Source organism: Agrobacterium burrii (assembly GCF_017313405.1).
GTDB classification, from domain to species: domain Bacteria; phylum Pseudomonadota; class Alphaproteobacteria; order Rhizobiales; family Rhizobiaceae; genus Agrobacterium; species Agrobacterium burrii.
In genome coordinates, this window is the sequence record NZ_JAFLNA010000002.1 from 585,422 (window position 1) to 606,600 (window position 21,179).

18 protein-coding genes are annotated in these 21,179 nt (G+C 59.3%); 16 read left to right on the forward strand and 2 right to left on the reverse strand.

Annotation, left to right across the window (positions count from 1 at the left end):
• Positions 1 to 30 precede the first annotated feature (30 nt).
• From JZX89_RS06230 to JZX89_RS06270, 9 genes are all read left to right on the forward strand, one after another.
• The gene (locus JZX89_RS06230) at positions 31 to 1,170 is read left to right on the forward strand and encodes an ABC transporter substrate-binding protein (protein WP_207133434.1); all 1,140 of its coding nucleotides are present in this window, start codon (positions 31 to 33) and stop codon (positions 1,168 to 1,170) included.
• Complete coding sequence (locus JZX89_RS06235; RefSeq protein ID WP_149899261.1) at positions 1,167 to 2,234, forward strand: FecCD family ABC transporter permease; 1,068 nt, start codon at positions 1,167 to 1,169, stop codon at positions 2,232 to 2,234. The genes JZX89_RS06230 and JZX89_RS06235 overlap by 4 nt, the downstream gene beginning before the upstream one ends.
• Entirely contained in the window at positions 2,228 to 2,983 is a 756-nt protein-coding gene (locus JZX89_RS06240) for an ABC transporter ATP-binding protein (protein WP_052818952.1), read from the forward strand. The genes JZX89_RS06235 and JZX89_RS06240 overlap by 7 nt, the downstream gene beginning before the upstream one ends.
• 173 nt (positions 2,984 to 3,156) lie before the next feature.
• Positions 3,157 to 3,657: an RNA polymerase sigma factor gene (locus JZX89_RS06245; protein WP_046801413.1), complete on the forward strand. Its 501-nt coding sequence runs from the start codon at positions 3,157 to 3,159 to the stop codon at positions 3,655 to 3,657.
• Between the two features lie 112 nt (positions 3,658 to 3,769).
• Positions 3,770 to 4,765, forward strand: a complete 996-nt coding sequence (locus JZX89_RS06250; RefSeq protein WP_207133435.1) for a FecR family protein — start codon at positions 3,770 to 3,772, stop codon at positions 4,763 to 4,765.
• Positions 4,766 to 4,913: 148 nt separating this feature from the next.
• On the forward strand, positions 4,914 to 7,748 hold the full coding sequence (locus tag JZX89_RS06255; protein WP_207133436.1) for a TonB-dependent receptor: 2,835 nt from the start codon (positions 4,914 to 4,916) through the stop codon (positions 7,746 to 7,748).
• A 104-nt stretch (positions 7,749 to 7,852) separates the two neighbouring features.
• Positions 7,853 to 8,608: a calcium-binding protein gene (locus JZX89_RS06260; RefSeq protein ID WP_153514709.1), complete on the forward strand. Its 756-nt coding sequence runs from the start codon at positions 7,853 to 7,855 to the stop codon at positions 8,606 to 8,608.
• 14 nt (positions 8,609 to 8,622) lie between these two features.
• Positions 8,623 to 10,470, forward strand: coding sequence for a type I secretion system permease/ATPase (locus tag JZX89_RS06265; RefSeq protein ID WP_207133437.1), 1,848 nt, complete (start codon positions 8,623 to 8,625; stop codon positions 10,468 to 10,470).
• Positions 10,457 to 11,770, forward strand: coding sequence for an HlyD family type I secretion periplasmic adaptor subunit (locus JZX89_RS06270; protein ID WP_207133438.1), 1,314 nt, complete (start codon positions 10,457 to 10,459; stop codon positions 11,768 to 11,770). The genes JZX89_RS06265 and JZX89_RS06270 overlap by 14 nt, the downstream gene beginning before the upstream one ends.
• A 24-nt stretch (positions 11,771 to 11,794) precedes the next feature.
• Here JZX89_RS06270 and JZX89_RS06275 read toward each other — a convergent pair whose 3' ends face one another.
• Together JZX89_RS06275 and JZX89_RS06280 are read right to left on the reverse strand one after the other, a co-directional pair.
• A complete protein-coding gene (locus JZX89_RS06275; protein ID WP_207133439.1) occupies positions 11,795 to 12,715 on the reverse strand; it encodes an SMP-30/gluconolactonase/LRE family protein in 921 nt (306 codons plus the stop codon).
• A 33-nt stretch (positions 12,716 to 12,748) separates the two neighbouring features.
• Complete coding sequence (locus tag JZX89_RS06280) at positions 12,749 to 13,456, reverse strand: GntR family transcriptional regulator (protein ID WP_174373667.1); 708 nt, start codon at positions 13,454 to 13,456, stop codon at positions 12,749 to 12,751.
• 103 nt (positions 13,457 to 13,559) lie between these two features.
• Between JZX89_RS06280 and JZX89_RS06285 the strand changes: the two genes are divergently transcribed.
• From JZX89_RS06285 to JZX89_RS06315, 7 genes are read left to right on the forward strand one after another with little or no spacing between them, the layout of a single operon-like run.
• A complete protein-coding gene (locus tag JZX89_RS06285) occupies positions 13,560 to 14,612 on the forward strand; it encodes a Gfo/Idh/MocA family protein (RefSeq protein WP_207133440.1) in 1,053 nt (350 codons plus the stop codon).
• Positions 14,605 to 15,621: a Gfo/Idh/MocA family protein gene (locus JZX89_RS06290; protein ID WP_207133441.1), complete on the forward strand. Its 1,017-nt coding sequence runs from the start codon at positions 14,605 to 14,607 to the stop codon at positions 15,619 to 15,621. Before JZX89_RS06285 ends, JZX89_RS06290 begins: the two co-directional genes overlap by 8 nt.
• Entirely contained in the window at positions 15,618 to 16,691 is a 1,074-nt protein-coding gene (locus JZX89_RS06295) for a Gfo/Idh/MocA family protein (RefSeq protein WP_153514720.1), read from the forward strand. The genes JZX89_RS06290 and JZX89_RS06295 overlap by 4 nt, the downstream gene beginning before the upstream one ends.
• A gap of 22 nt (positions 16,692 to 16,713) precedes the next feature.
• Positions 16,714 to 17,985, forward strand: a complete 1,272-nt coding sequence (locus tag JZX89_RS06300) for an ABC transporter substrate-binding protein (RefSeq protein WP_149899248.1) — start codon at positions 16,714 to 16,716, stop codon at positions 17,983 to 17,985.
• 58 nt (positions 17,986 to 18,043) lie between these two features.
• Positions 18,044 to 19,012 (forward strand): carbohydrate ABC transporter permease, encoded by a 969-nt coding sequence (locus JZX89_RS06305; RefSeq protein ID WP_004438359.1) that lies wholly within the window; start codon positions 18,044 to 18,046, stop codon positions 19,010 to 19,012.
• Positions 19,005 to 20,048 carry a carbohydrate ABC transporter permease gene (locus tag JZX89_RS06310; RefSeq protein WP_149899247.1) on the forward strand — a complete coding sequence of 348 codons (1,044 nt, stop codon included), beginning with the start codon at positions 19,005 to 19,007 and terminating at the stop codon, positions 20,046 to 20,048. The genes JZX89_RS06305 and JZX89_RS06310 overlap by 8 nt, the downstream gene beginning before the upstream one ends.
• A 22-nt stretch (positions 20,049 to 20,070) precedes the next feature.
• Positions 20,071 to 21,150 carry an ABC transporter ATP-binding protein gene (locus JZX89_RS06315; protein ID WP_149899246.1) on the forward strand — a complete coding sequence of 360 codons (1,080 nt, stop codon included), beginning with the start codon at positions 20,071 to 20,073 and terminating at the stop codon, positions 21,148 to 21,150.
• The last annotated feature ends 29 nt before the right edge of the window (positions 21,151 to 21,179 follow it).

Below are 21,179 nucleotides of genomic sequence, written 5' to 3' on the forward strand. Positions count from 1 at the left end.
TTTTGTTTTGGAACTCAATGAGGACTTCTCATGCGGCTCAATGCTCTGAGGCATCTTGCGGTGCTGGCCTTCTCTCTTCTCGCCATGACAGCCCATGCAGGCGAGATCACCGATGTTACCGGCCGCAAGGTCGAGCTGGACCTGCCGGCCAAGCGTGTCATCGTTGGCGAAGCCCGCCAGATCCACGTCATTGCGGCGCTGAAGGGCGACAAGACATTCGAAAACATCGTCGGCTGGCGTGACGATCTGCTCAAGAAAGACCCTGACAGCTACACGGCCTATGTCGGGCGTTTTCCGCAGATCGAAAAACTGCCGCGCTTCGGTTATCTGCCGCAGGGCGACTTCAGCCTGGAAACGGCGATCACCCTTTCCCCTGATGTCATCACCCTCAATCTGGAAACAGAAAAAACCGCCAAGGAAAGTGGTTTCGAAGAGAAGGCTGCTGCTGCCGGCATCAAGATTGTCTATCTCGATTTCCGCATCGATCCCGACAGGAATAGCGAAGCCTCGATCGAAATCCTCGGAAAACTGTTCGGTGCGGAAGAGCGCGCCAAGGAATTCATCGCCTATCGCCGTGCTGAAATCGCCCGCGTGACCGACCGGCTCGCCAGCGTCAAGGACCTGAAGCGCCCGAATGTCTTTATCGAGCGTTCGCCCGGCATTTCCGGCGAGAACAACTGCTGCCGCACCTTTGGGCCTGCAAATTTCGGCGCGATGGTCGATCTGGCCGGTGGTCACAATATTGCCGACGGCATCATCAAGACGACCTTCGGCGATCTCAATCCCGAGCAACTGGTCGTCGCCGATCCTGACCATGTCATCGTCACCGGCTCGAACTGGGCGGCGGAATCCGACATCAACCAGTTCGTTCCCCTTGGACTTGGCGCAGACACGGCGCTTTCGCGCGAGCGGCTGGCCAATCTGATGACGCGTACGCCGTTTCCGGAACTGAAAGCGGTCAGCCAAGGCAATGTCCATGCCGTCTGGCACCAGTTTTATGGCGCGCCTTACGAGTTTTTGCCGATCCAGCAATTTGCCAGGTGGTTCCATCCGGACCTCTTCGCCGATCTCGATCCGGAAAAAAATGCTGAGGAATTTTACCGGAAGTTCCTCCCCGTTACCTACAAGCCAGGCTATTTCGCCTCGCTCGAAAAAGGTTTGAACCAATGAGTTCGCTGAATGAAAGCGCCGTTGGCGTCAGTGGGCGCGATCAATATCGCGCCCTTGCCGCGCGCAGGATCATTATTCTTGTCGGGCTTTTCATTGCCCTGTGTTTCAGCATGGCCGCCGATATGGCGCTCGGTCCGGCGCGCTATACCATCTCCCAGGTTCTGGCGACCATTGCCGATCCGGCCGCTGCTGCAAACCAGCTGCGGGTGGTGATCTGGGATATCCGTATGCCGATTGCGCTGATGGCCGTCACCGTCGGTGCATCGCTGTCGGTTGCCGGTGCGCAGATGCAGACCATTCTGTCCAACCCGCTCGCCAGCCCCTTCACGCTCGGCATTTCGGCCGCCGCAAGTTTTGGCGCGGCGCTGGCACTTGTCGGCGGCGTGGCGATCTTTCCGGCTGCCGTGCATTACATGGTGCCGATCAATGCCTTCATCATGGCCATGGTGGCGGCGCTCTTCATCCATTTCGCCTCGACGCTGCGCGGTGTGACGGTCGAAACCATCGTGCTTCTCGGCATCGCGCTGGTCTTCACCTTCAATGCGGCCCTGTCGCTGCTGGAATATCTGGCCTCCGAACAGGCGCTCGCCGCCGTCGTTTTCTGGACCATGGGCAGCCTGACGAAGGCAACATGGGAAAAGGTCTATGTGACCGCCGCCATTCTCATCATCACCGTGCCGATGTTCATGCGCAACGCCTGGGCGCTGACGGCGCTGCGGCTCGGCGATGACAAGGCGGCCAGCATGGGCATCAATGTCCGCCGGCTGCGGTTGCAAACCATGCTGACAGTCAGCCTGCTGGCGGCCATTCCGGTTTCTTTTGTCGGCACCATCGGTTTTGTCGGGCTTGTCGGTCCGCATATCGCCCGCATGCTGGTCGGTGAAGATCAGCGCTTCTTCCTGCCCGGCTCGGTCATCTGCGGCGCGCTGCTTCTGTCGACGACCTCGGTCATCAGCAAGGTCCTCATCCCCGGCGCCATTCTGCCGATCGGGGTCATCACGGCGCTGGTCGGCGTACCGTTCTTTTTCGTGCTTATTTTCGGTAACAGGAGGCGTGCATGGTAGCGCTCGCACTGAAGGATGTCGGTGCCGCCTATGGCCGCACCACTGTTCTGTCCAAGGTCGGCATCGATACGCTGGAAAGCGGCAGCGTGACGGCGGTGATCGGACCCAATGCCGCAGGCAAATCCACGCTGTTCAAGCGCATTGCCAGCCTGATCTCCGGTCCCGGTCTGGTGGAACTCTCCGATACGGCGCGCGGCAACCGCGCCATCTGCTACATGCCGCAGGATACCGGTGCCAATGCCGTGCTGACGGTCTACGAATCCGTGCTTCTTTCCGCCAAGCAGGGCGGCCATAGCTGGCGGGTTCAGGATGATGAGCTGTTTGAGATCGATGCCATTCTCAAGGCGCTGAAAATCCACGATCTTGCCTTCCGCGGCCTCGGCGAATTGTCCGGCGGCCAGCGGCAGCTGGTGTCGCTGGCGCAGGCGCTGGCGCGCAAGCCGGAAGTCTTGCTGATGGACGAGCCGACATCGGCGCTCGATCTTCACCGGCAGATCGAAGTTCTGGGCTTCGTGACCGAGCTTGCCCAGAAAACCGGCATGATCGTGTTGATCGCCCTGCACGACCTCAACCATGCGCTGCGTTATTGCGAAAATACGATGGTGATCGCGCGTGGTGAGATGGTGGTGAGCGGCAGTACCGAAGCGGTGATAACCTCGGATATGCTGCGCGATATCTATCGCATCGATGCCCGCATCGAGCCCTGTTCCCAGGGTCGGCCGATGGTTATCGTCGACGGAGCTATCTAACGGCTGCAGAAACAGGCCGCATCTACCGGGGGCCGCACAAATTCTTGATGACAATAGTCATGAAATATCTGTTCGGCTGACGGTTTGGATGCTAGAGATTTTTACCGGAAATCTGCGCTGCCAATCAGCAGCTTGCAGTTTCGTTGATCCTTGAAATTTCTCTCGGTTGAGACATGGGCATACGGGAAGATGACAAGCGTTATAACGCTTACGTCGCGCATAGGGTCGACCTGATCAAATACGCCACCCTCATTTTGGGGTCCCGGGCGGACGCGGAAGACGTTGTTCAGGAGGCCTTCCTGAAATTCGTTCCGGAAGCCTCAGGCAACCCCTCCAACCTTAAATCCTATCTCTTTCGCATCGTTCGCAACCTTGCCCTTGATAATCGCCGACGCAGCCGGCAGGACCTGCGGGAACGGCCGGATGACACCCCGTTCTGGGGTGTGCCTCAGGATCACGGTACGCCGGAGGAACATGCGCTGTTCTGCGATGAAGTCCGGCAGATGCAGACTATTTTGGCCTCCCTGCCGGTTCAGGCACGCGTGGCATTGGAAATGCACAGATTCGGTGGTTACAATATGGAGGAGATCGCGCGTCACCTCGGTGTGTCCGTGGCCAGTGCTCACCGTCTGATCAAAGGCAGCATTGCCGCGATTACCAAAGAAATGAAGTAAAATTGCCCCGCTTGCCGCATCCCGTGAAAAAAATCTCTCTCTCAAACGTCTTTATAACAACGCGGAAGACGAGGCGGCTCCTCCGCCTGCCCACAGGAACTGGCCGGGTTCAATGACCATTGATCCAGATAATAAAATAGAACTATCGAACGGGAAGGCGGAAGAAGCGGCTGAATGGCTGCTCCGCCTCCAGGCAGGCGCAGTGGAACCGCGGCTGAAGGCTGAATTCGACCGATGGCTGACTTTGTCTCCGGCAAACCGTCTTGCCTGGGAGCGGACCTGCAAGACGTGGCGTAACCTCGGTCTGGTAGAGCCGGAATTCAAGAACCTCTGGGAAGATGCGCCGCATCTGCCGGAAAAGGCTGCGAAACCGGTATCGAGGCGACGTTGGTCCGGGCGGCATTATGCCGGTGCGGCGATGGCGGCGGCGGCTCTCTGTCTTGCCGTGCTGTTCGTCCCGGCGTCTCTCGTCCGTATCAAGGCTGATTATCAGACCAGCACCGCTGAAAGCCGCACGATAATTCTCGATGATGGCAGCAGGGTACAGCTTGCGGCGGCGAGCGCGCTTTCCACGGATTTCACCAATGGTCGCCGCACTGTGAAGGTGCTGAAGGGCGAAGCTTTCTTCGATGTCGCGCCGGACACCACACGCCCCTTCATCGTGGAGGCGAAAAACGTCACCGTTCAGGTGCTGGGCACGGCTTTCGACGTCGACCTGACGGATGGCGTAACGCAAGTCGCGCTTGCCCATGGTTCCGTGGAAGCCTCCTTCCGCAACGCACCGCCAACGCGGCTCGTGCCGGGCGAGATGCTGATTGTCGACGCCTCCGGTGCGATCCGGAAAGAAAATGTTTCCGTCGAGGATATTGGCGGTTGGCGCAACGGCGAGCTTTACGTGGTGGATGCGACGATCGGTTCTGTGGTGGAGCAGATCCAGCGTTACCATCCGGCATGGCTGACAATGGCCGACAAGACGCTTGCCGGGCAGCGGGTGACGGGTTTTTATGATCTACGCGACCCGGACCGCGCGCTGGAAGCATTGGTGGAGCCCTATAGGGGCAAAGTTCACGCGATTGGCGACAGCGCCCGCATCATCACTCGCTTCTGAAATCTTCTGAAACAAAAATCATGTTTATTTTCAGTAATTTATAAAATTTCTTCCGAAAGCCTGAAAAAAATTGCCGAGGCAATCGTCTTTTTGTTGAGTAATCCGGTCAAGATATGTCCGGAGTGAAAGACAGGAAGACAAAACTAGTATGCGCCTCCAGATACGTATGACGGGCCACGGGAAAAAAGCGGGAGGGCAGACGCGCAGGGCCGTGCTGCTGGCGACAACGGCGCTTGTCGTTTCAGTCTCGACGGTGGTTTTTGCACAGACCGGACCGAATGCCGCAAACAGCCAGCGCGCCGGTGGTGAGCAGGGCGCAACGCGGCCATTCAATATTCCCGCCCAGTCGCTATCGTCCGTCGTCGGCGCTTTCGGGCGGCAATCCGGTCTTCAGGTCACGCTTGCCACGCCATCTGCCGGCAATGTGCGCACCAATGCCGTCGCCGGCAGTTTCACGGTGCGGGAGGCACTCTCGCGTCTTCTGGCCGGCACGGGCGTCAATTTCCGCATTGCTGGAAACGGCAGAACGGTCGTCATCGGCACGGGGCAGGCGGCCGCCGATCTTTCTGGGGCCGAAGGCACGACTGTTCTGGAAGCAATCACCGTCACTGGTAAAACAGGGCGCAATTCCATTGCCGGCACCGGTTATCAGGGAACGCCGGACTGGGTTTATGAAACCCCTGCCAGTATCAGCGTTGTCAGCCGTGAGGCGATCCAATCGGCCGGCGTGCGCAACACCCGCGATGTTTTCAACCGGGTTTCCGGTGTTTATGCCGGGGAAGGCAATGGCAGTTTCCCGACAGTTTCGCCCAATGTGCGCGGTTTGCAGGAAAGCGGCCGCGTGGTCGTCTCCATCGATGGTGCGCGGCAGAATGCACAGCGTGGTTTCAGCACCGGCGGCGCCTCGATTTATTCCGCCAATAATGGCCAGGCCTATGTGGACACGGCCTTTATCCGCGCGGTCGAGGTCGAGAAAATGACCAACGCCACCTCCGGCAATGCCGGTTCTCTGGGTGGCAAGGTCGAGTTCCGCACCATCCGCGCCGCCGATCTGATCCCCGAAGGTGCAAACAAGGGTGGTGAGGTCAATATTTCCCGCGGCACCAATGGCTACGACTTTCAGGGCTCGGTTCTGGCCGCCGTTCGAGAGCCGGATGGCCCGCTTTCTTTCGTCGCAGGTTACAGCCGCACGATCATGGACGAATACAAGATCGGGACAAAAGGCGAGGCCCGAAGCACCGCACTGACAATGAAAGACCTGCTCGGCCGGGATGGCTGGTCGACCTTCTTCAAGGGAGAAGGCGATTTTGGGGACGTGCAGACTTCATTGTCGTGGATGCATCAGCAGAATGATTTCGTGCAGGGCGCGGCCGAGCAGGTTGACCGGGAAAGCGTGCGAAACGACAGCATCGTGGCCAAGCTGGACTGGGACCCCGAAAGTGAGCTCATCGACTTCAAGTCGTCGCTGTGGCTGAACGATAACATGACGCATGAGCTGCGGTCGGCGCGTCCCGGATATGCAGTTGAAACGAACCTTGATATGGGCCTGCGCAGTTTCGGCGGCAGCGTGGAGAATACCAGTCGTTTCGATACGAAAGTTGGCGCGCTGAGCCTTACTTACGGGGCTGAAGCCTTCCGGGATATAGCGACATCAGTTGCCACCAGTTCCAAAATCGCGCTCAATCCGACATGGGAGAGCAGCTATACGGCGTTCAGCCCCGCTGGACGACGCGACGTGGCCAGCCTGTTCTTCAACGGAGAACTCCAGCCTGCCGATTGGGTCACGATACGCGGGGGTGTTCGGTATGACTGGTCGCGCCTGAAAGGAACGACCACCTATTATAACCAGACCGTGATTGAAAAGGGGGTAAACCGTATAGTGGGGACGGGGGACAATTATCTCGCCTACGCTTCGCAATATGTACAGACGACCTATGACCGAATTTATACGAGCTGCACCACAGGTGCATATGCCGGTCGCGTCTTCACGCCGACCCAGCAGGCAAATTTCTGTAACACTTTGAACAATGTCTGGCCCAATACCAGAGGCGAAATCATCAATGGTCGGTGGCACGATGCCGGCACCACCTATTTTGGTACGACCTATGATACCGAGTACCCCTCTTACGATGTCGAAATAGACCGCACAGATAGCGCTTGGCTGCCTTCGGCGACGGTAGAATTCAAGCCGACCGACTGGTTCCGGCCTTATCTCAGCTATTCACAGAGTTTCCGTCCGCCCACTATTCTCGAAGCCTTCTTCGCCGGTGCGCGACCGGGGGATTCGGTGGGTTATGAATATGCCCCCAATCAATCCTTGCGGGCGGAAAAGGCAACGACCTATGAAATTGGCGCGAATATCAGTTTGGATGGTGTGTTGCTGGACCATGATTCCGTGCGCATCAAAATGGCCGCCTTTCGCCGCGAGGTGAAAGATTACATCGCGCTCGGTTATCTCGTCACCGATCAGGTTGCGGACCGCACCTATACCAGCTTCGTCAATCTCGACGGCACGACCTATATGCGCGGGCTTGAATTTGAGGGCAATTATGATGCGCGAAGCTTCTGGCTCGGCGGTTCTGCAACGTTGCTGAAAACAGACTGGCCCGACAAAACACAGGTTTTTTCCAACGGCACCACAACAACGAGCGGCGAGATCGTTGCCTGGCCCGGCGATGTGGCCCCAAAAGTTAAGCTCACGCTCGATGGCGGTATGCGTTTCTTTGAAGAAAAATTCTCTCTCGGCGCACGGTTGAACCACGTCACACCGACACAGTCGCGCACGCTCGATACGGAGGGCAATCTGCGTGAGCTGACCGATCCCTACACGACGGTAGATATCTATGGGTCCTACGCTTTCAATGACAAGGCGACGCTTCGTTTCGCCGTCAACAACCTGACGGACCGCAAATATATTCCGGCAACAAGCGCCTACACCGCGCCTGGCCGTACCTTTATCGCGACGATGAACGTGAAGTTCTGAGGCGCGAAAGCAATTCTCCGGGCTGGGTTGCAGCCCGTCCCGGAGATGAAACGCCTTCGTCACAGGACGAAGGTATCTATATTGGCCAGTAAAGGAGTACACCTATGGCTACCACAATTCAACTGACGCAGTCTTCCTCCGACCTGATCGGCTATCTCAACGGTTGGACGAGCGGTTTCGGTTCGACCTATGGTGCGTTCTACGACGCTCAGACCAGCTCTCTCGCCACCACCACCATCGACCCGAACACCACCTATGAGGCATGGGGCGACGGCAGCAACGGCGGCAAGGGCATCGTCATGAGCGGCGCTCTGCAGTACTCCCAGGGCAACCTGACGGGTTCGGTCGACAGCATCGTTCTCGGCACCGGCTACAGCCAGTCCACCAGCGGCATCGCCGTCAGCCAGCAGGAACTGCTGATCGATCCCGATAGCGCCTACTCGCTTGCCGGCGCGCGCGATCTGCTCGATCTCGCCGTTTACCAGCTCGCCCGCTTCGGCTCGCTGGCCGGTTTCTATGATTATTTCGCGGCCACCGGCACAGTGATTGAGGACACAGCATCCTCCAACACCCTGACCGGTTTTGCGGGCGCGGATACTTTCGTATTCTCTGGCGGCAATGATGTGGTGCAGGCAGGTCCCACTGGAACCTACGGTTATCAGGATGGTGCGGACAAACTGGACGTCTCCGCCTGGGGTGCTGGCAGCATTGACGACGTCATCATCAGCAACAATGCAAATGGACACGCTGTCATTGAAAATCTCTTTGGTGGCGACACTATCACACTCGTTGGTGTAGATTCCAGCGTACTCGACGCATCGGACTTCATTTTCGCCAGCGCATCGGCGCTTGCCGCGTAAAGGAAAAACAGGCTGTGGGCTTTCAAAACCACCAGCAGACACCGCCGCAGTCCCTCACTGCGGCGGTTGTTTCGCCCCTTAAAAGCACATTTCTCGGTGTCGCGCTCGTCAGCGGCGTGGTCAATATACTGGCGCTCACCTCGCCGCTCTTCATGCTGCAGGTCTATGACCGGGTGCTGGCCAGCGGCAGCCTGCCGACACTGGTCGGGCTGGCGCTTCTGGCGCTTGGCCTTTACGGTTTCCAGTGCCTGCTCGATATCATCCGCGCCCGCGTTCTGATCCGCATCGGTGAAGATTTTGACATGCGCCATTCCGGCAGGGTGCATGATGCCGTCGTGCGCCTGCCGCTCGTCAACCGCATGCCGGGCGACGGGTTGCAGCCGCTGCGCGATCTCGACAATGTGCGCGGTTTCCTCTCCGGCACAGGGCCAACAGCCTTTTTCGATCTGCCGTGGATGCCGCTTTATCTTGGCATATGTTTTCTGTTTCATTTCTGGATCGGCGTAACGGCTCTTGCCGGCGCTATTTTGCTTATATCGCTGACGATCCTGACCAACATCTTTTCGCAGAAACCGATCCGCGACACGATGGTGGAAAACATGGCCCGCAATCGGCAGCTGGAGGCCTCGCGCCGCAATGCCGAGGTCGTGCAGGCCATGGGGCTTTCCGGCCGGCTCGGCAAACGCTGGCAAGTCTCGAACGATGCCTATCTTGCCGCAAACCGCAAGGCGGGCGATGTGGCCGGCGGTCTTGGAAATATCGCGAAATCCCTGCGGGTCGTGCTGCAATCGGCCATTCTTGCGGTTGGCGCGTGGCTCGTCATCAACCAGGAGGCGTCGGGCGGCGTGATGATCGCCAGTTCGATCATGATGGGCCGGGCATTGGCGCCCGTCGATCTTGCCATTTCCAACTGGAAGTCCTTCGTGGCCGCCCGGCAGAGCTGGGCGCGGCTGAGGGAACTCTTCGCGCAGATGCCGGCCAGTGCCACGGCCATGGCCCTTCCGAAACCTGAAAAAGAACTGCGGGTCGAGAATGCCACCGTTGTTCCGCCGGGCGAGAGAAAGCCGACCGTTACGGGACTTGGCTTTGTCGTCACCGCCGGAAACGCGCTTGGGGTAATCGGCCCCTCCGGCTCCGGCAAATCCACCCTGTCGCGTATTCTCACCGGCGCCTGGATGCCGGCGGCCGGCAAGGTGCGGCTGGATGGAGCGAGCTTCGACCAATGGGATCGCGCCGCACTCGGCCGCCACATCGGTTATCTGCCGCAGGGTGTGGAACTGTTCGACGGCACGATCGGTGAAAATATCTCCCGTTTCGAGGATAATCCCGATCCCGAAGTCATCATTGCCGCGGCAAAAGCTGCCGGAGCGCATGAGCTGATCCTGCGTTTCGAAAAGGGCTATGACAGCGATATCGGTGAGGAGGGCTCTGCCCTTTCGGCCGGTCAGCGCCAGCGTATCGGCCTTGCCCGCGCGCTTTACGGCGATCCCTTCATCGTGGTGCTGGACGAGCCGAACGCCAATCTCGACGCGGAAGGCGAAGCTGCCGTGGTCAAGGCGATTGCGTCGGTCAAGGCGCGCAAGGGCATCGCCGTCGTTGTCGCCCACCGACCGAGCGCCATCGGCGTCGTCGATTTTATTCTGATGATGGAAGAGGGGCGGATGAAGGCTTTCGGCCCGCGCGATGAGGTGCTCTCCAAGGTACTGCGCATTCCCCAAGGGCAGGCTCCCAAGGGATACACCGCATCCGCCCAGACGGTCTCGCCGTTGCGTGTCGTGGCCAATACCCAATCTCAGCCAGTTGCGTTGGAAAATGCCCGGGAAGAGAACAACCAAGAAGGCGATGCGGATGTCAAACATTGATCAGCGCACCCATGTGTCGCGCTCCATCCGCACACATCTGCTCGCCGGCCTTGCTGCGAGCGTCGCGCTGCTGGCCGGTGTCGGCGGCTGGGCTGCGACGACCAATCTTGCCGGTGCTGTGGTCGCCGCCGGTCATCTCGTGGTGGATTCTTACAGCAAGAAAGTGCAGCACCCGAGCGGCGGCGTCGTCGGAGAAATTCTGGTGAATGAGGGCGACAGGGTGAAGGCTGGCGATGTCGTCATGCGTCTCGATGCGACCCAGACCCGCGCCAATCTCGCCATCGTCACCAAACGACTGGATGAGCTGAATGCGCGCATGGCGAGGCTGGAAGCCGAGCGGGACGATATGCCGGAACTCGTCTTCCCGCAGGCTCTGGTGGCACGCAGGGACGATCCTGATGTCGCTTCCTCCATGCGCAGCGAAACCAAGCTGTTCGAGTTCCGCAAGTCCTATCGCGAGGGTCGAAAAGCGCAGCTTTCCGAACGGATCACCCAGTTCGAGCATGAAATCGAAGGCCTGAAGGCGCAAGAAGTCGCCTATGATAACGGTCTTGCGGTTTTACAGGCTGAAATCACCTCGCAAAAATCCCTGCGGGAACAGGGCGTCGTGTCCGTGCAGCGGCTGAACAGCCTGCAGACGCAGGCCGCGACATTTGGCGGCGAGCGCGGCGAAAAAATCGCCTATCAGGCGCAGACGGCGGGCCGGATTACCGAAACGAAGCTGCAAATCCTGCAGATCGATCAGGAATTGCGCACCGAAGTCGGGCGGGAGCTGCGCGAGATACAGGCCCAGATGGGCGAATTTGTCGAGCGCAAGGTCGCCGCCGAAGATGAGTTGAAACGCATCGATATCATCGCGCCGCAATCCGGCATGGTGCATGAAATGGCCGTGCATACCGTCGGCGGGGTGGTAACGCCGGCAGACCCCATCATGCTGATCGTGCCCGACGGAGACGAGCTGGCGCTGGAGGTGCAGATCGTGCCGAAAGATATCGACCAGTTGCAGGTGGGGCAAAAGGCCATGCTGCGCATGACCGCCTTCAACCAGCGCGTCACGCCTGAGCTGGAAGGCCATATCAGTCGCATCGCAGCGGATATCACCACCGATCAGCGCACCGGCCTTTCCTATTATCTGGCGCGGATTTCCGTGCCGGTCACAGAGCGGGAAAAGCTGAACAATGCGCCGCTGCTGCCGGGCATGCCGGCAGAGGCTTTTATCCAGACCAGCGAAAGAACCGCGCTATCCTACATCGCCAAGCCGCTGACGGATCAGATCAGCCGCGCCTTCCGGGAGGAATAGAACCACGAGCCGGGCCTCCAGGCTTTAATCGATGTCGCCAAAACGGAAGCCGGGGAAGCCTTTCGTCTGCGTCGGGATTGCCCAGACGCCGCCCGAGAACGGCGCTTCGTTCAGTCGGTCCTCGGACATGTTGTGGCGGTGGGATGTCAGGAAAAGAATGCTGAAATCAGATCCCCCGAAGCAGGGCATGGTGGGATGCGGCACAGGGGCTGTGATCACATCCGCCAGCTTGCCATCGGGCGTGAAAACGTTGAGCAGGCCGGCAGAAACGCCCGCGCTGTAATAGTTGCCTCTACTATCGAGACAGCCGCCATCTGGTCTTCCCGTTTCTTGCGTCATCTCGGCTACCAGCACGCCCTCATCGAACCTGCCGTTGGCGCGGTCGAATGTTCGCCGGCGTATCCATTTCTGGATGGAATCGCTCTGCCACATGATGGAACCGTCCGAGGAAAAGGCGAGGCCGTTCGGGCATGTCAACCCCGCCTGCATACGCTCGGCGTTCGTTTCAGTGATCCGCCAGAGTTCGCCACGTGGCTCCATCTCCGAAAGCGGCACATTGTGCATGGTTCCCACCCAGAACGCGCCGTCGGGGCCAATCCGCCCGTCGTTCAGCCGGCAGGGGATGCCTTCGGGTGCGGGAATGGAATGGAGGATACGCGTTTTGCCGCTGTCGGGATCGAGGATGATGATATCCATGCCGCAGGCTATGATAAGGTCGCCGTTTTGGCAAAGCCCGAGGCTTGAGACCGTATGGGGAAACGACCATTCGCGATAGATGCCGGGCTCAAGCGCTGCCGACCGCACCGTCTTGCCGAGAATATCGCACCAGAAAAGCACCTGTCGCCGCTCGTCCCAGACAGGGGATTCCGCCAGTGTGCTCATCGTGTCGCACAGAAGTTTCGCCTGCGAGATGGCAAGCGCCTGTCCGGGGTTTGCTGTATTCATGATGCTCGAACCGTTGAAAGAGATGCCGCAGAATTATTCGAAATAGTCCTGATGGTTCTCGAAAACCTGCGAGAGAATGCCGAGGACTCGTCTCAGATGCTTGCGCAAATTATCCGTCGCGCGGGCTTCGTCTCCCGCCCTGATCGCGTCATACACCGCCTCATGTTCGGAAAGCAGGCCTGCCATATGCGCCTCGTCGGTGATAGCGAGTGCGCGCAGGCGATCCAGTCCAGCTTTTTCGCGGATCAGTAGTGATTCCAGCCTTTCCAGCCCCGTTGCGGCGGCAAGCGCGCTGTGGAACTGGTCGTCATGGATGCGGAAAGCTTTTCTGTCTCCATGGCGCATGGCTGCCCGCTGGCCATTCAGGGCATGTTCGATCTCCTGTTCGGCTTCCGCCGTCAGGCCGATTTGGCAAAGTCGGCAAACCGCTGCAACCTCAAGCGCTTCGCGAATGAACTGCGCGCTGCGAATGTTTTTGTCCGATAACCGCGAAACATAGGTCCCGCGGCTTGGCAGGGTGACGATCAGGCCATCATCCCGCAGGCGGCTGAGCGCCTCGCGCACCGGCGTCCGGCTGGAACTGAAGGATTGCCCGATCTCGTTTTCCGAAACCGCCTGGCCGGGATAAAGCTCACGGGAAAGGATAGCCGATTTCAGAGCGGAATATATCTGGTCTACGACCGGGCGGTTAAGGTCCAGCCGTTCCATTGTCGGCACGCCTGTTACGGGAATTTTCGGCATATACCCTCCAGTGTTTTCATAACCGGTATACCGGAACACAAGTGTGTTGACAACCGGCATACCGGTATGCAAATGGTTGGGGCGTGGGAAGGAGGCTCCCGAAATGCAAAATATCAAGACCTGCGTCATTGTTGGTGCCGGAATGGTGGCGAAGACGCATGTGCTTGCCTGTGCAGCAAGCCCTGAAAAAATTCACCTGAAAGGCATAGTCGATGGTGGCTCCGGCCGCGCCAAGGCGCTGGCCGCCGAAGCGTCGAAGCACACCGGATATGATGTCGCCGTTTATTCCTCGGTCGAGGAAGCAGCGCGCGATGCGGATGTCGATTTCGCCATCATCGCAACGCCGCCCAATGCCCGCATCGATATCGTCGGAAAACTGGCGAAGGCGGGCAAGCACATCCTGATGGAGAAGCCCGTCGCTCGGAATACGCAGGAGGCCGACGGTCTCGTCGCCCTGTGTCGCGAGGCAGGTGTTACACTCGGCATCATCTTCCAGCACCGCATGCGGGCTGCGTCGCAAAAAGCCCGTGAGCTTGTTGATGGTGGGGCGCTTGGGGCGCTGGGTCTTTGCGAAATTTCCGTGCCGTGGTGGCGCGCGCAATCCTATTATGACGAACCGGGCCGTGGCACGCTGGCGCGCGATGGCGGCGGCGTTCTGATCTCCCAGGCAATCCATACGATCGATCTGGCGTTGAGCCTGACGGGGCCGGTCGCCCGTGTTCAGGCCATGGCTGCGACGACGCGGTTCCATCGCATGGAAACCGAAGATTACGTTTCTGCTGGTCTGCGCTTTAGGAATGGCGCCGTCGGCTCGCTCGTCGCAAGCACCGCGAGTTTTCCCGGCGCTGCGGAATCGATCCTCCTGCATTTCGAAAATTCCAGCCTGCGGATCGCCTCGGGTCTGTTGCATGTCGACTGGCGCGATGGCCGGCAGGAGACCTTTGGTGGTGCGGCCTCCGGCACGGGTGGCGGCGCCGACCCCATGGCTTTCACGCATGAATGGCATCAGGGCGTCTTCGAAGATTTCGTAGACGCCATCTCTTCAGGACGCCCGCCGGTCGTCACCGGCGAAGCGGCTCTTTTGTCTCACAGATTGATCGACGCGATCATCAACTCGGCCGACACCGGCAAGGAAGTGGAACTGCAGGATGACTAAAGCAATCAAGTTCGTCGCTCTCGGTATAGAGCATCGGCATATTTTCGGCATGGCCCAGAATCTGCTGGACGCCGGCGCAGAATTTGGCGGCTGGTGGACAGAAGGCGAGCCGGATGTCGTGGAAGGCTTCGTCAAGCGCTTCCCGGATGTGCCGCGCGCAGCATCGAAAGAGGCACTGCTGGCAGATGGCAGCATCGATCTCGTCGTCATCGCCGACATTCCGTCCAAGCGTGCTGATCTCGCGATTGCCGCCATGGAAGCCGGCAAGGATGTCATGTCGGACAAGCCGGGCTGCACCACATTCGAGCAGCTTGATCGCCTCCGTCAGACAGTCGCAAAAACCAAGCGTATCTGGACCGTTGATTTCTCCGAGCGCTTCGAAGTGCCGAGCGTGACCAAGGCTGCCGAACTCGTTGCACAGGGCGCGATCGGCCGCGTCATCCAGACCGTCGGCCTTGGCCCGCATCGTCTGAACCGCCAGATCCGTCCGACGTGGTTCTTCGAGCGCGAGGCTTACGGCGGCATTCTCACCGATATTGCCAGCCACCAGATCGACCAGTTCATGTTCTTCACCGGCTCGACCGAGGTTGAGATCGTGTCCGCGACCGTTGCCAATTACGCCAATCCGGGCGATCCGGGCCTGCAGGATTTCGGCGAAGTTGTGCTGCGCGGTGACAAGGGCCACGGTTACATTCGCGTCGACTGGTACACGCCGGATGCGCTGCCGACCTGGGGTGACGGTCGCCTGACCATCCTCGGCACGGAAGGTTACATCGAACTGCGTAAATATGTGGATGTCGGCAACACCGAAGGTACTGACCGCCTCGTTCTCGTCAACGGCGACCGCTGCGAGTATATTGATGCTTCCGGTGCCGGTCTGCCCTATTTCGCCCGCATCTGCGACGATATCCGCAACCGCACGGAAACGGCAATGACGCAGGAACACGTCTTCAAGGTCTGCGACCTCTCGCTTCAGGCACAGGCCAAGGCTGAGGGAGCCTCGAAATGATCGGTGTTGCCATTATCGGCGCCGGCATCGGCGCCCAGCATCTGAGCGGTTATCGGGCGCTGCCCAAGCGCTTCGTCGTCAAGGCAATCTGCGATCTCGATCTGGAGCGCGCCCGTTCTGTCGCCGGCGATGATACCTCCATTCGTCTGACCACCGACCTCGATGAGGTTCTGGCCGATGAGAGCATCCAGCTCATCGACGTCTGCCTGCCGCCGCACCTGCATTTTCCGGTGACGCTGAAGGCGCATGCGGCGGGCAAGGATGTTGTCTGCGAAAAGCCGCTGGTCCGCTCTCTCGAGGAGGCCAATGCGTTGATCGATTCCGTCAAGAAGACCGGTCGCGGTGTGTTTCCGGTCTTCCAGTACCGTTTCGGGCAGGCAATGCGCCAGATGCGCGCGCTGATCGATGCCGGTCTTGCCGGCAAGGCCTTTGTCGCAAGCTCGGAAGTTCATTGGAACCGTGGCGCCAGCTATTATGACATTCCCTGGCGCGGCACCTGGAAGGGTGAATGCGGCGGAGCGATCCTTGGCCATGCCATCCATGCGCATGATCTTCTCTGCCACGTTCTCGGCCCGGTCGATGAAGTTTTCGCGATGGCCGATACGCGGGTTAACACCATCGAAACCGAAGATTGCGCAGCACTCAGCTTCCGCATGAAAAGCGGTGCGCTGGCCACCAGCTCGGTCACGCTCGGTGCGGCCGAAGACACGTCGCGTCTGCGCTTCTGCTTCGAAGGCTTCACTGCGGAAAGCGGTACCTTGCCGTATCGTCCGGCGGAAGACACCTGGCGTTTCATCGCCCGCGCGCCGACGACGCAGGACCAGATCGACGCCGTTCTGGCAACGGTGGCTGATGGCGAAAACGGCTTTGCCGGTTTTGTCGAAGCCATTGCCGACGCGATGGAAGGACGCGGCGGCAAGGAAGTGACGGTCCATGACGGCTTGCAGTCCATCGAACTCGTGACGGCCATCTACCGGTCGGTTCGGGAAGGAAAGCCGGTGCGTCTGTCCGACGCGGCCGAAGGCGAATGGATCAAGGGCTGGGCGCCGCGCGCATCTGCCAACGCATAATCATCTAACGGGAGGAAACCAGATGACCAGAAAATACAGCATGGCATTGGCGCTCGCCTTGGGTGCGGCGTCTTTTGCCGGTGCCGCTCAGGCAGCCGAGGAAGTGCGCTTCACCTGCGCTTATGACGGTAACGGCTGCGAAATCCTCAAAGATATTCTCGCGCGTTACGAAAAGCAGCATCCTGATGTGAAGATCGTCACCGATGTCGTGCCCTACAAGGCACTGCTGGAAGGCCTGCCCGTGCAGCTCGCCGGCGGCAGCGGCCCGGATTTCGCAACGGTGACCGATCTTGGTGGCCTCAATCGCTATTATCTCGATCTGACGCCCTATGTGGACGCGAAATATTGGGAAGACAACTTCTCCAACGTGCTGAAATGGTACCGCAGCGGCCCCGACGACAAGGGCATCTACGGTATGCACACGCAGCTCACCATCACCGGCGCCTTCATCAACCGCACCCTGTTCGACCAGGCAAATGTTGCCGTTCCCGGCAAGGATGCGACGATGGATGACTGGGCGAAGGCGGCAAATGCTGTTGCCAAGGCAACCGGTACGCCTTACCCGATGGCGATCGACCGTTCCGGCCACCGCATCGCTGGCCCGGCCATTTCCTATGGCGCGAAGATTTTCGATGCTGACGGCAAGCCGATCCTCGTCGACGAAGGGTTCACGACGTTCGTGAAGAAGTTCGTGGAGTGGAACAAGGACGGCACCATGGCGCGCGACGTCTGGGCCGGTCAGGGCGGCAATACCTACCGCGACGCCGCGCAGGAATTCATCAACGGCCAGCTGGTCTACTATTACTCCGGCAGCTGGCAGACCGCGCGTTTCGACAGCCAGGTGGGCGATGCGTTTGACTGGGAAGTCGTGCCGCAGCCCTGCGGTGGCGCAGCCTGCACCGGCATGCCCGGAGGAACCGGCATCGTCGGTTTCAAGCAGACCAAAAACCCGAAGATCGTTGCTGATATCCTGAACTTCATGGCTCAGGACGAGAACTATCTCGACTTCACCGTTCGCACCCGTAACGTTCCGGCCAACAAGTCCGTGGCTGACAAGGGCGTGACCTATACCGGTGCAACGCCTGCGACGCAGAAGGCCATGAACGCCTGGCTCGACCAGATCCCGAGCCTTAGCCCGATTGCCTATGCCTACCAGGGTTACAAGAATAATCGTGCCATGTTCAACATCTCCGTCCAGCGCATTACGCAGGCCATCGTTGGTGAAAGCACCGTTGATGAGGCCATGGCCCGTGCAAAGACGGACCTTGAGGAAGCGTTGAAACAGGCGAAGTGATCCATCGCCTTCCGGCGCGGCGCATGCCGCGCCGCGCCGGATCGAAGGAGGACCCCTCATGTATAAATTTCTTGCGCCCGTGATGGGCATCGTCGAATTGCCTTTTTCCTTCCTGCAGAAGGTTCTTGGCCACAGGCGGATTGCTTGGGTGTTTCTGACACCCAACCTGATCCTGTTCGCGGTCTTCGCTTTCCTGCCGATCCTGCTGAACATGGCCTATTCCGTGACCGGCAGCGAACACATATTGCTTTCCGAGCGCCCTTCGGTGGGCGGCGAAAACTTTTCGGTCCTTCTTTCCTGTCAGAATTACCTTGATCCCAATTCCTGTGCCCGCGATCTGTTCTGGCGCTCCGTCTGGAACACGTTGTTCTTCGTTGTGCTGCAGGTGGGTTTCATGGTCGGCTTTTCGCTGATCACGGCTATCGTGCTCAATCGCGATATAAGGGCGCGCGGCTTCTTTCGTGCAGTATTCTTCTTCCCGGTTCTGTTGTCGCCCGTCGTCGTGGCGCTGATCTGGAAGTGGATTCTCCAGCGTTTCGGTGTGCTCAATGCGGCGATGGAAGGCCTCGGACTCGGCTCGGTAGACTGGTTGCTCGAGGCCAATCTCGCCTTCGGCTGGTCGGTCTTCCTGTCGGTCTGGGCGCATATGGGCTTTTACACGCTTATTCTTCTCGCCGGCCTTCAGGCAATCCCGCGCGATGTCTATGAGGCGGCGCAGCTCGACAAGGCAAGCCCGTGGCGCATCTTCCGGCGCATTACCCTGCCGCTGCTTGCACCCACCATGCTCGTTGTTCTCGTCCTGTCGGTCATCAAGGGCGTGCAGACTTTCGATGAAGTCTTTGCCTTTACCGGCGGTGGTCCCGGTTCGGCGACGACCTTCATCATTCAATTCATCTATCAGACCGGCTTTGCCGGGACGCCCCGGAATTTTGGCCTTGCTGCTGCCGCTTCGCTGCTGCTCGCCGTGGTCCTCGTGGTGCTGACCGCCCTGCAATTCCGGGCAAACAGGAGCAAGGTCGATGGCTAGGATTGGCGCATTTCTGACCCGTACCCGCGGCCGCAACGGCAAGCTGCACTGGACCGATTGGCTGTCTTACGCTTATCTCGGCGTTGCTGTGCTGATGATGTTCGGTCCCGTCGTCTGGCTGGTGCTCTCATCGTTCAAGACGGAAGCCGATCTTCAGCGTTTCCCGCCACGGCTTCTGCCCTATAGCCAGGAAACCGTTGCCGTCGACGGGCAGGCGGCGCCACTTCCGGCCTATGTGGACAAGGATGGCCGCAAGTTTGGCATGATCAGACGCATCGGCCTCGTGGCCCAGGTGGTTGATCCGGCCAAACCGACTGAAGTCTTGAAGATGCAGTTCAACGAGCTGAAGCCGGCTGAAAAGGTGGCGCTGGCCACGGAGAACTATACCGAGCTGTTCCAGCGCTTCAATTTCCCGCTCTATTTCTGGAACTCGACCTTCATCACGGTGACATCGACCATCATCATGCTGATCGTCAATTCCATGGCGGCCTTTGCGCTGTCGAAATATCAGTTCAAGGGCAGGGGTGTCGTGCTGGCGCTCGTGGTCGGCACGCTGATGATCCCGCAGACCGTCGTGCTTGTGCCGCTGTTTCTTATCACCAGCCAACTCGGTTTGATCAACAGTCTCTGGGGCGTCATCATTCCCGGTGCGGCAACACCGACAGGTGTCTTCCTGCTGCGGCAATATATGCTGACGATCCCGGATGAAATTCTCGATGCGGCGCGTATGGACAAGGCCAGTGAGTGGAAAATCTACTGGCGCATCATCCTGCCGCTTTCCGCACCGGCGCTTGCGGTTCTCGCGATCCTTGCGATCATGTGGCGCTGGAATGACTTCCTCTGGCCGCTGATCGTGCTGACCCGCAACGACAACTTCACCCTGCAGCTGGCGCTCAACTCCTTCCAGGGAGAGATGACGACGGAATGGAGCAACCTTCTGGCGATGACGGTGCTGACACTCGCTCCTATCGCGCTGGTCTTCATGTTCCTGCAAAAATATATCGCCACCGGCATTGCGTCCACGGGCGGCAAATAATCCTCAGGGAGGAAATACGACAATGGCAAGTATTCAGCTTCGTCAGGTCAAAAAGACATATGGCGCACTCGATGTGATCAAGGGTATCGATCTCGATATCAAACATGGCGAGTTCTGCGTTTTCGTCGGTCCATCCGGCTGCGGCAAGTCGACCCTGCTGCGCATGATCTCGGGCCTCGAGGAATTGACTGGCGGCGATATCGTCATCGGCGGTGATGTGGTCAACACGGTGCCGGCGGCGGACCGTGGCCTCGCCATGGTGTTCCAGTCATACGCGCTTTATCCGCATATGACGGTGCGCGAAAACCTGTCTTTCGGGCTTGAGAATATCGGCACCCCCAAAAAGGAAGTTGCCGAGAAGATCGGTCAGGTGGCGAAGATGCTGCAGATCGACCAGCTTCTGGAGCGTCGCCCCAAGGACCTGTCGGGCGGTCAGCGCCAGCGCGTCGCCATCGGCCGCGCCGTTGTGCGTGAACCCCGCGTGTTCCTCTTCGATGAGCCGCTTTCCAACCTCGACGCAGAGCTGCGCGTCGATATGCGTGGTGAAATTTCCAGTCTGCACCGGCGTCTCGGCAACACCATGATTTATGTGACGCATGATCAGGTGGAGGCCATGACCATGGCCGACAAGATTGCTGTTCTGCGCGCCGGCAAGCTTGAACAGTTCGGCGTGCCGCTTGATCTCTATAACCGCCCGGCCAATATTTTCGTGGCAGGCTTCATCGGCTCGCCGAAGATGAATTTCTTTGCAGGGGAAGTGACCTCGGACGCAACGCCTGCTCTCAAAATCGCAACGGGCGAGATTATCCCGCTGCCGCAGACGGGCTTTTCTTACAAGCCAGGCCAGAAGGTGACGCTTGGCATCCGCCCGAACCATGTAGAGCCGGGCGAGGGCGGCCCGCTAACCATGTCGGTGCGCACCGCCGAGCAGCTGGGCGGAGAGTCATACCTCTACGGTAATCTCGGTGACGGCACCCCGGTGACGCTGCATCTTTCCGGCCAGACCTCGACATCGGCGGGCGAAGTCATCCGCCTGTCGGCGCCGCTTCAACACGCCCATCTTTTCGATACGACGAGCGGGCTGACGCTCCGGCAGGACTGACAGCCTTTGGCGCAACCCGCAACGCAGGA

Coding starts and splice junctions, on each gene's coding strand:
- JZX89_RS06255 (WP_207133436.1), top strand. CDS start 4,914: ATGCGCCTCCAGATACGTATGACGGGCCACGGGAAAAAAGCGGGAGGG.
- JZX89_RS06235 (WP_149899261.1), top strand. CDS start 1,167: ATGAGTTCGCTGAATGAAAGCGCCGTTGGCGTCAGTGGGCGCGATCAA.
- JZX89_RS06295 (WP_153514720.1), top strand. CDS start 15,618: ATGATCGGTGTTGCCATTATCGGCGCCGGCATCGGCGCCCAGCATCTG.
- JZX89_RS06280 (WP_174373667.1), bottom strand. CDS start 13,456: ATGCCGAAAATTCCCGTAACAGGCGTGCCGACAATGGAACGGCTGGAC.
- JZX89_RS06245 (WP_046801413.1), top strand. CDS start 3,157: ATGGGCATACGGGAAGATGACAAGCGTTATAACGCTTACGTCGCGCAT.
- JZX89_RS06240 (WP_052818952.1), top strand. CDS start 2,228: ATGGTAGCGCTCGCACTGAAGGATGTCGGTGCCGCCTATGGCCGCACC.
- JZX89_RS06230 (WP_207133434.1), top strand. CDS start 31: ATGCGGCTCAATGCTCTGAGGCATCTTGCGGTGCTGGCCTTCTCTCTT.
- JZX89_RS06300 (WP_149899248.1), top strand. CDS start 16,714: ATGACCAGAAAATACAGCATGGCATTGGCGCTCGCCTTGGGTGCGGCG.
- JZX89_RS06315 (WP_149899246.1), top strand. CDS start 20,071: ATGGCAAGTATTCAGCTTCGTCAGGTCAAAAAGACATATGGCGCACTC.
- JZX89_RS06275 (WP_207133439.1), bottom strand. CDS start 12,715: ATGAATACAGCAAACCCCGGACAGGCGCTTGCCATCTCGCAGGCGAAA.
- JZX89_RS06285 (WP_207133440.1), top strand. CDS start 13,560: ATGCAAAATATCAAGACCTGCGTCATTGTTGGTGCCGGAATGGTGGCG.
- JZX89_RS06290 (WP_207133441.1), top strand. CDS start 14,605: ATGACTAAAGCAATCAAGTTCGTCGCTCTCGGTATAGAGCATCGGCAT.
- JZX89_RS06305 (WP_004438359.1), top strand. CDS start 18,044: ATGTATAAATTTCTTGCGCCCGTGATGGGCATCGTCGAATTGCCTTTT.
- JZX89_RS06310 (WP_149899247.1), top strand. CDS start 19,005: ATGGCTAGGATTGGCGCATTTCTGACCCGTACCCGCGGCCGCAACGGC.
- JZX89_RS06270 (WP_207133438.1), top strand. CDS start 10,457: ATGTCAAACATTGATCAGCGCACCCATGTGTCGCGCTCCATCCGCACA.
- JZX89_RS06250 (WP_207133435.1), top strand. CDS start 3,770: ATGACCATTGATCCAGATAATAAAATAGAACTATCGAACGGGAAGGCG.
- JZX89_RS06260 (WP_153514709.1), top strand. CDS start 7,853: ATGGCTACCACAATTCAACTGACGCAGTCTTCCTCCGACCTGATCGGC.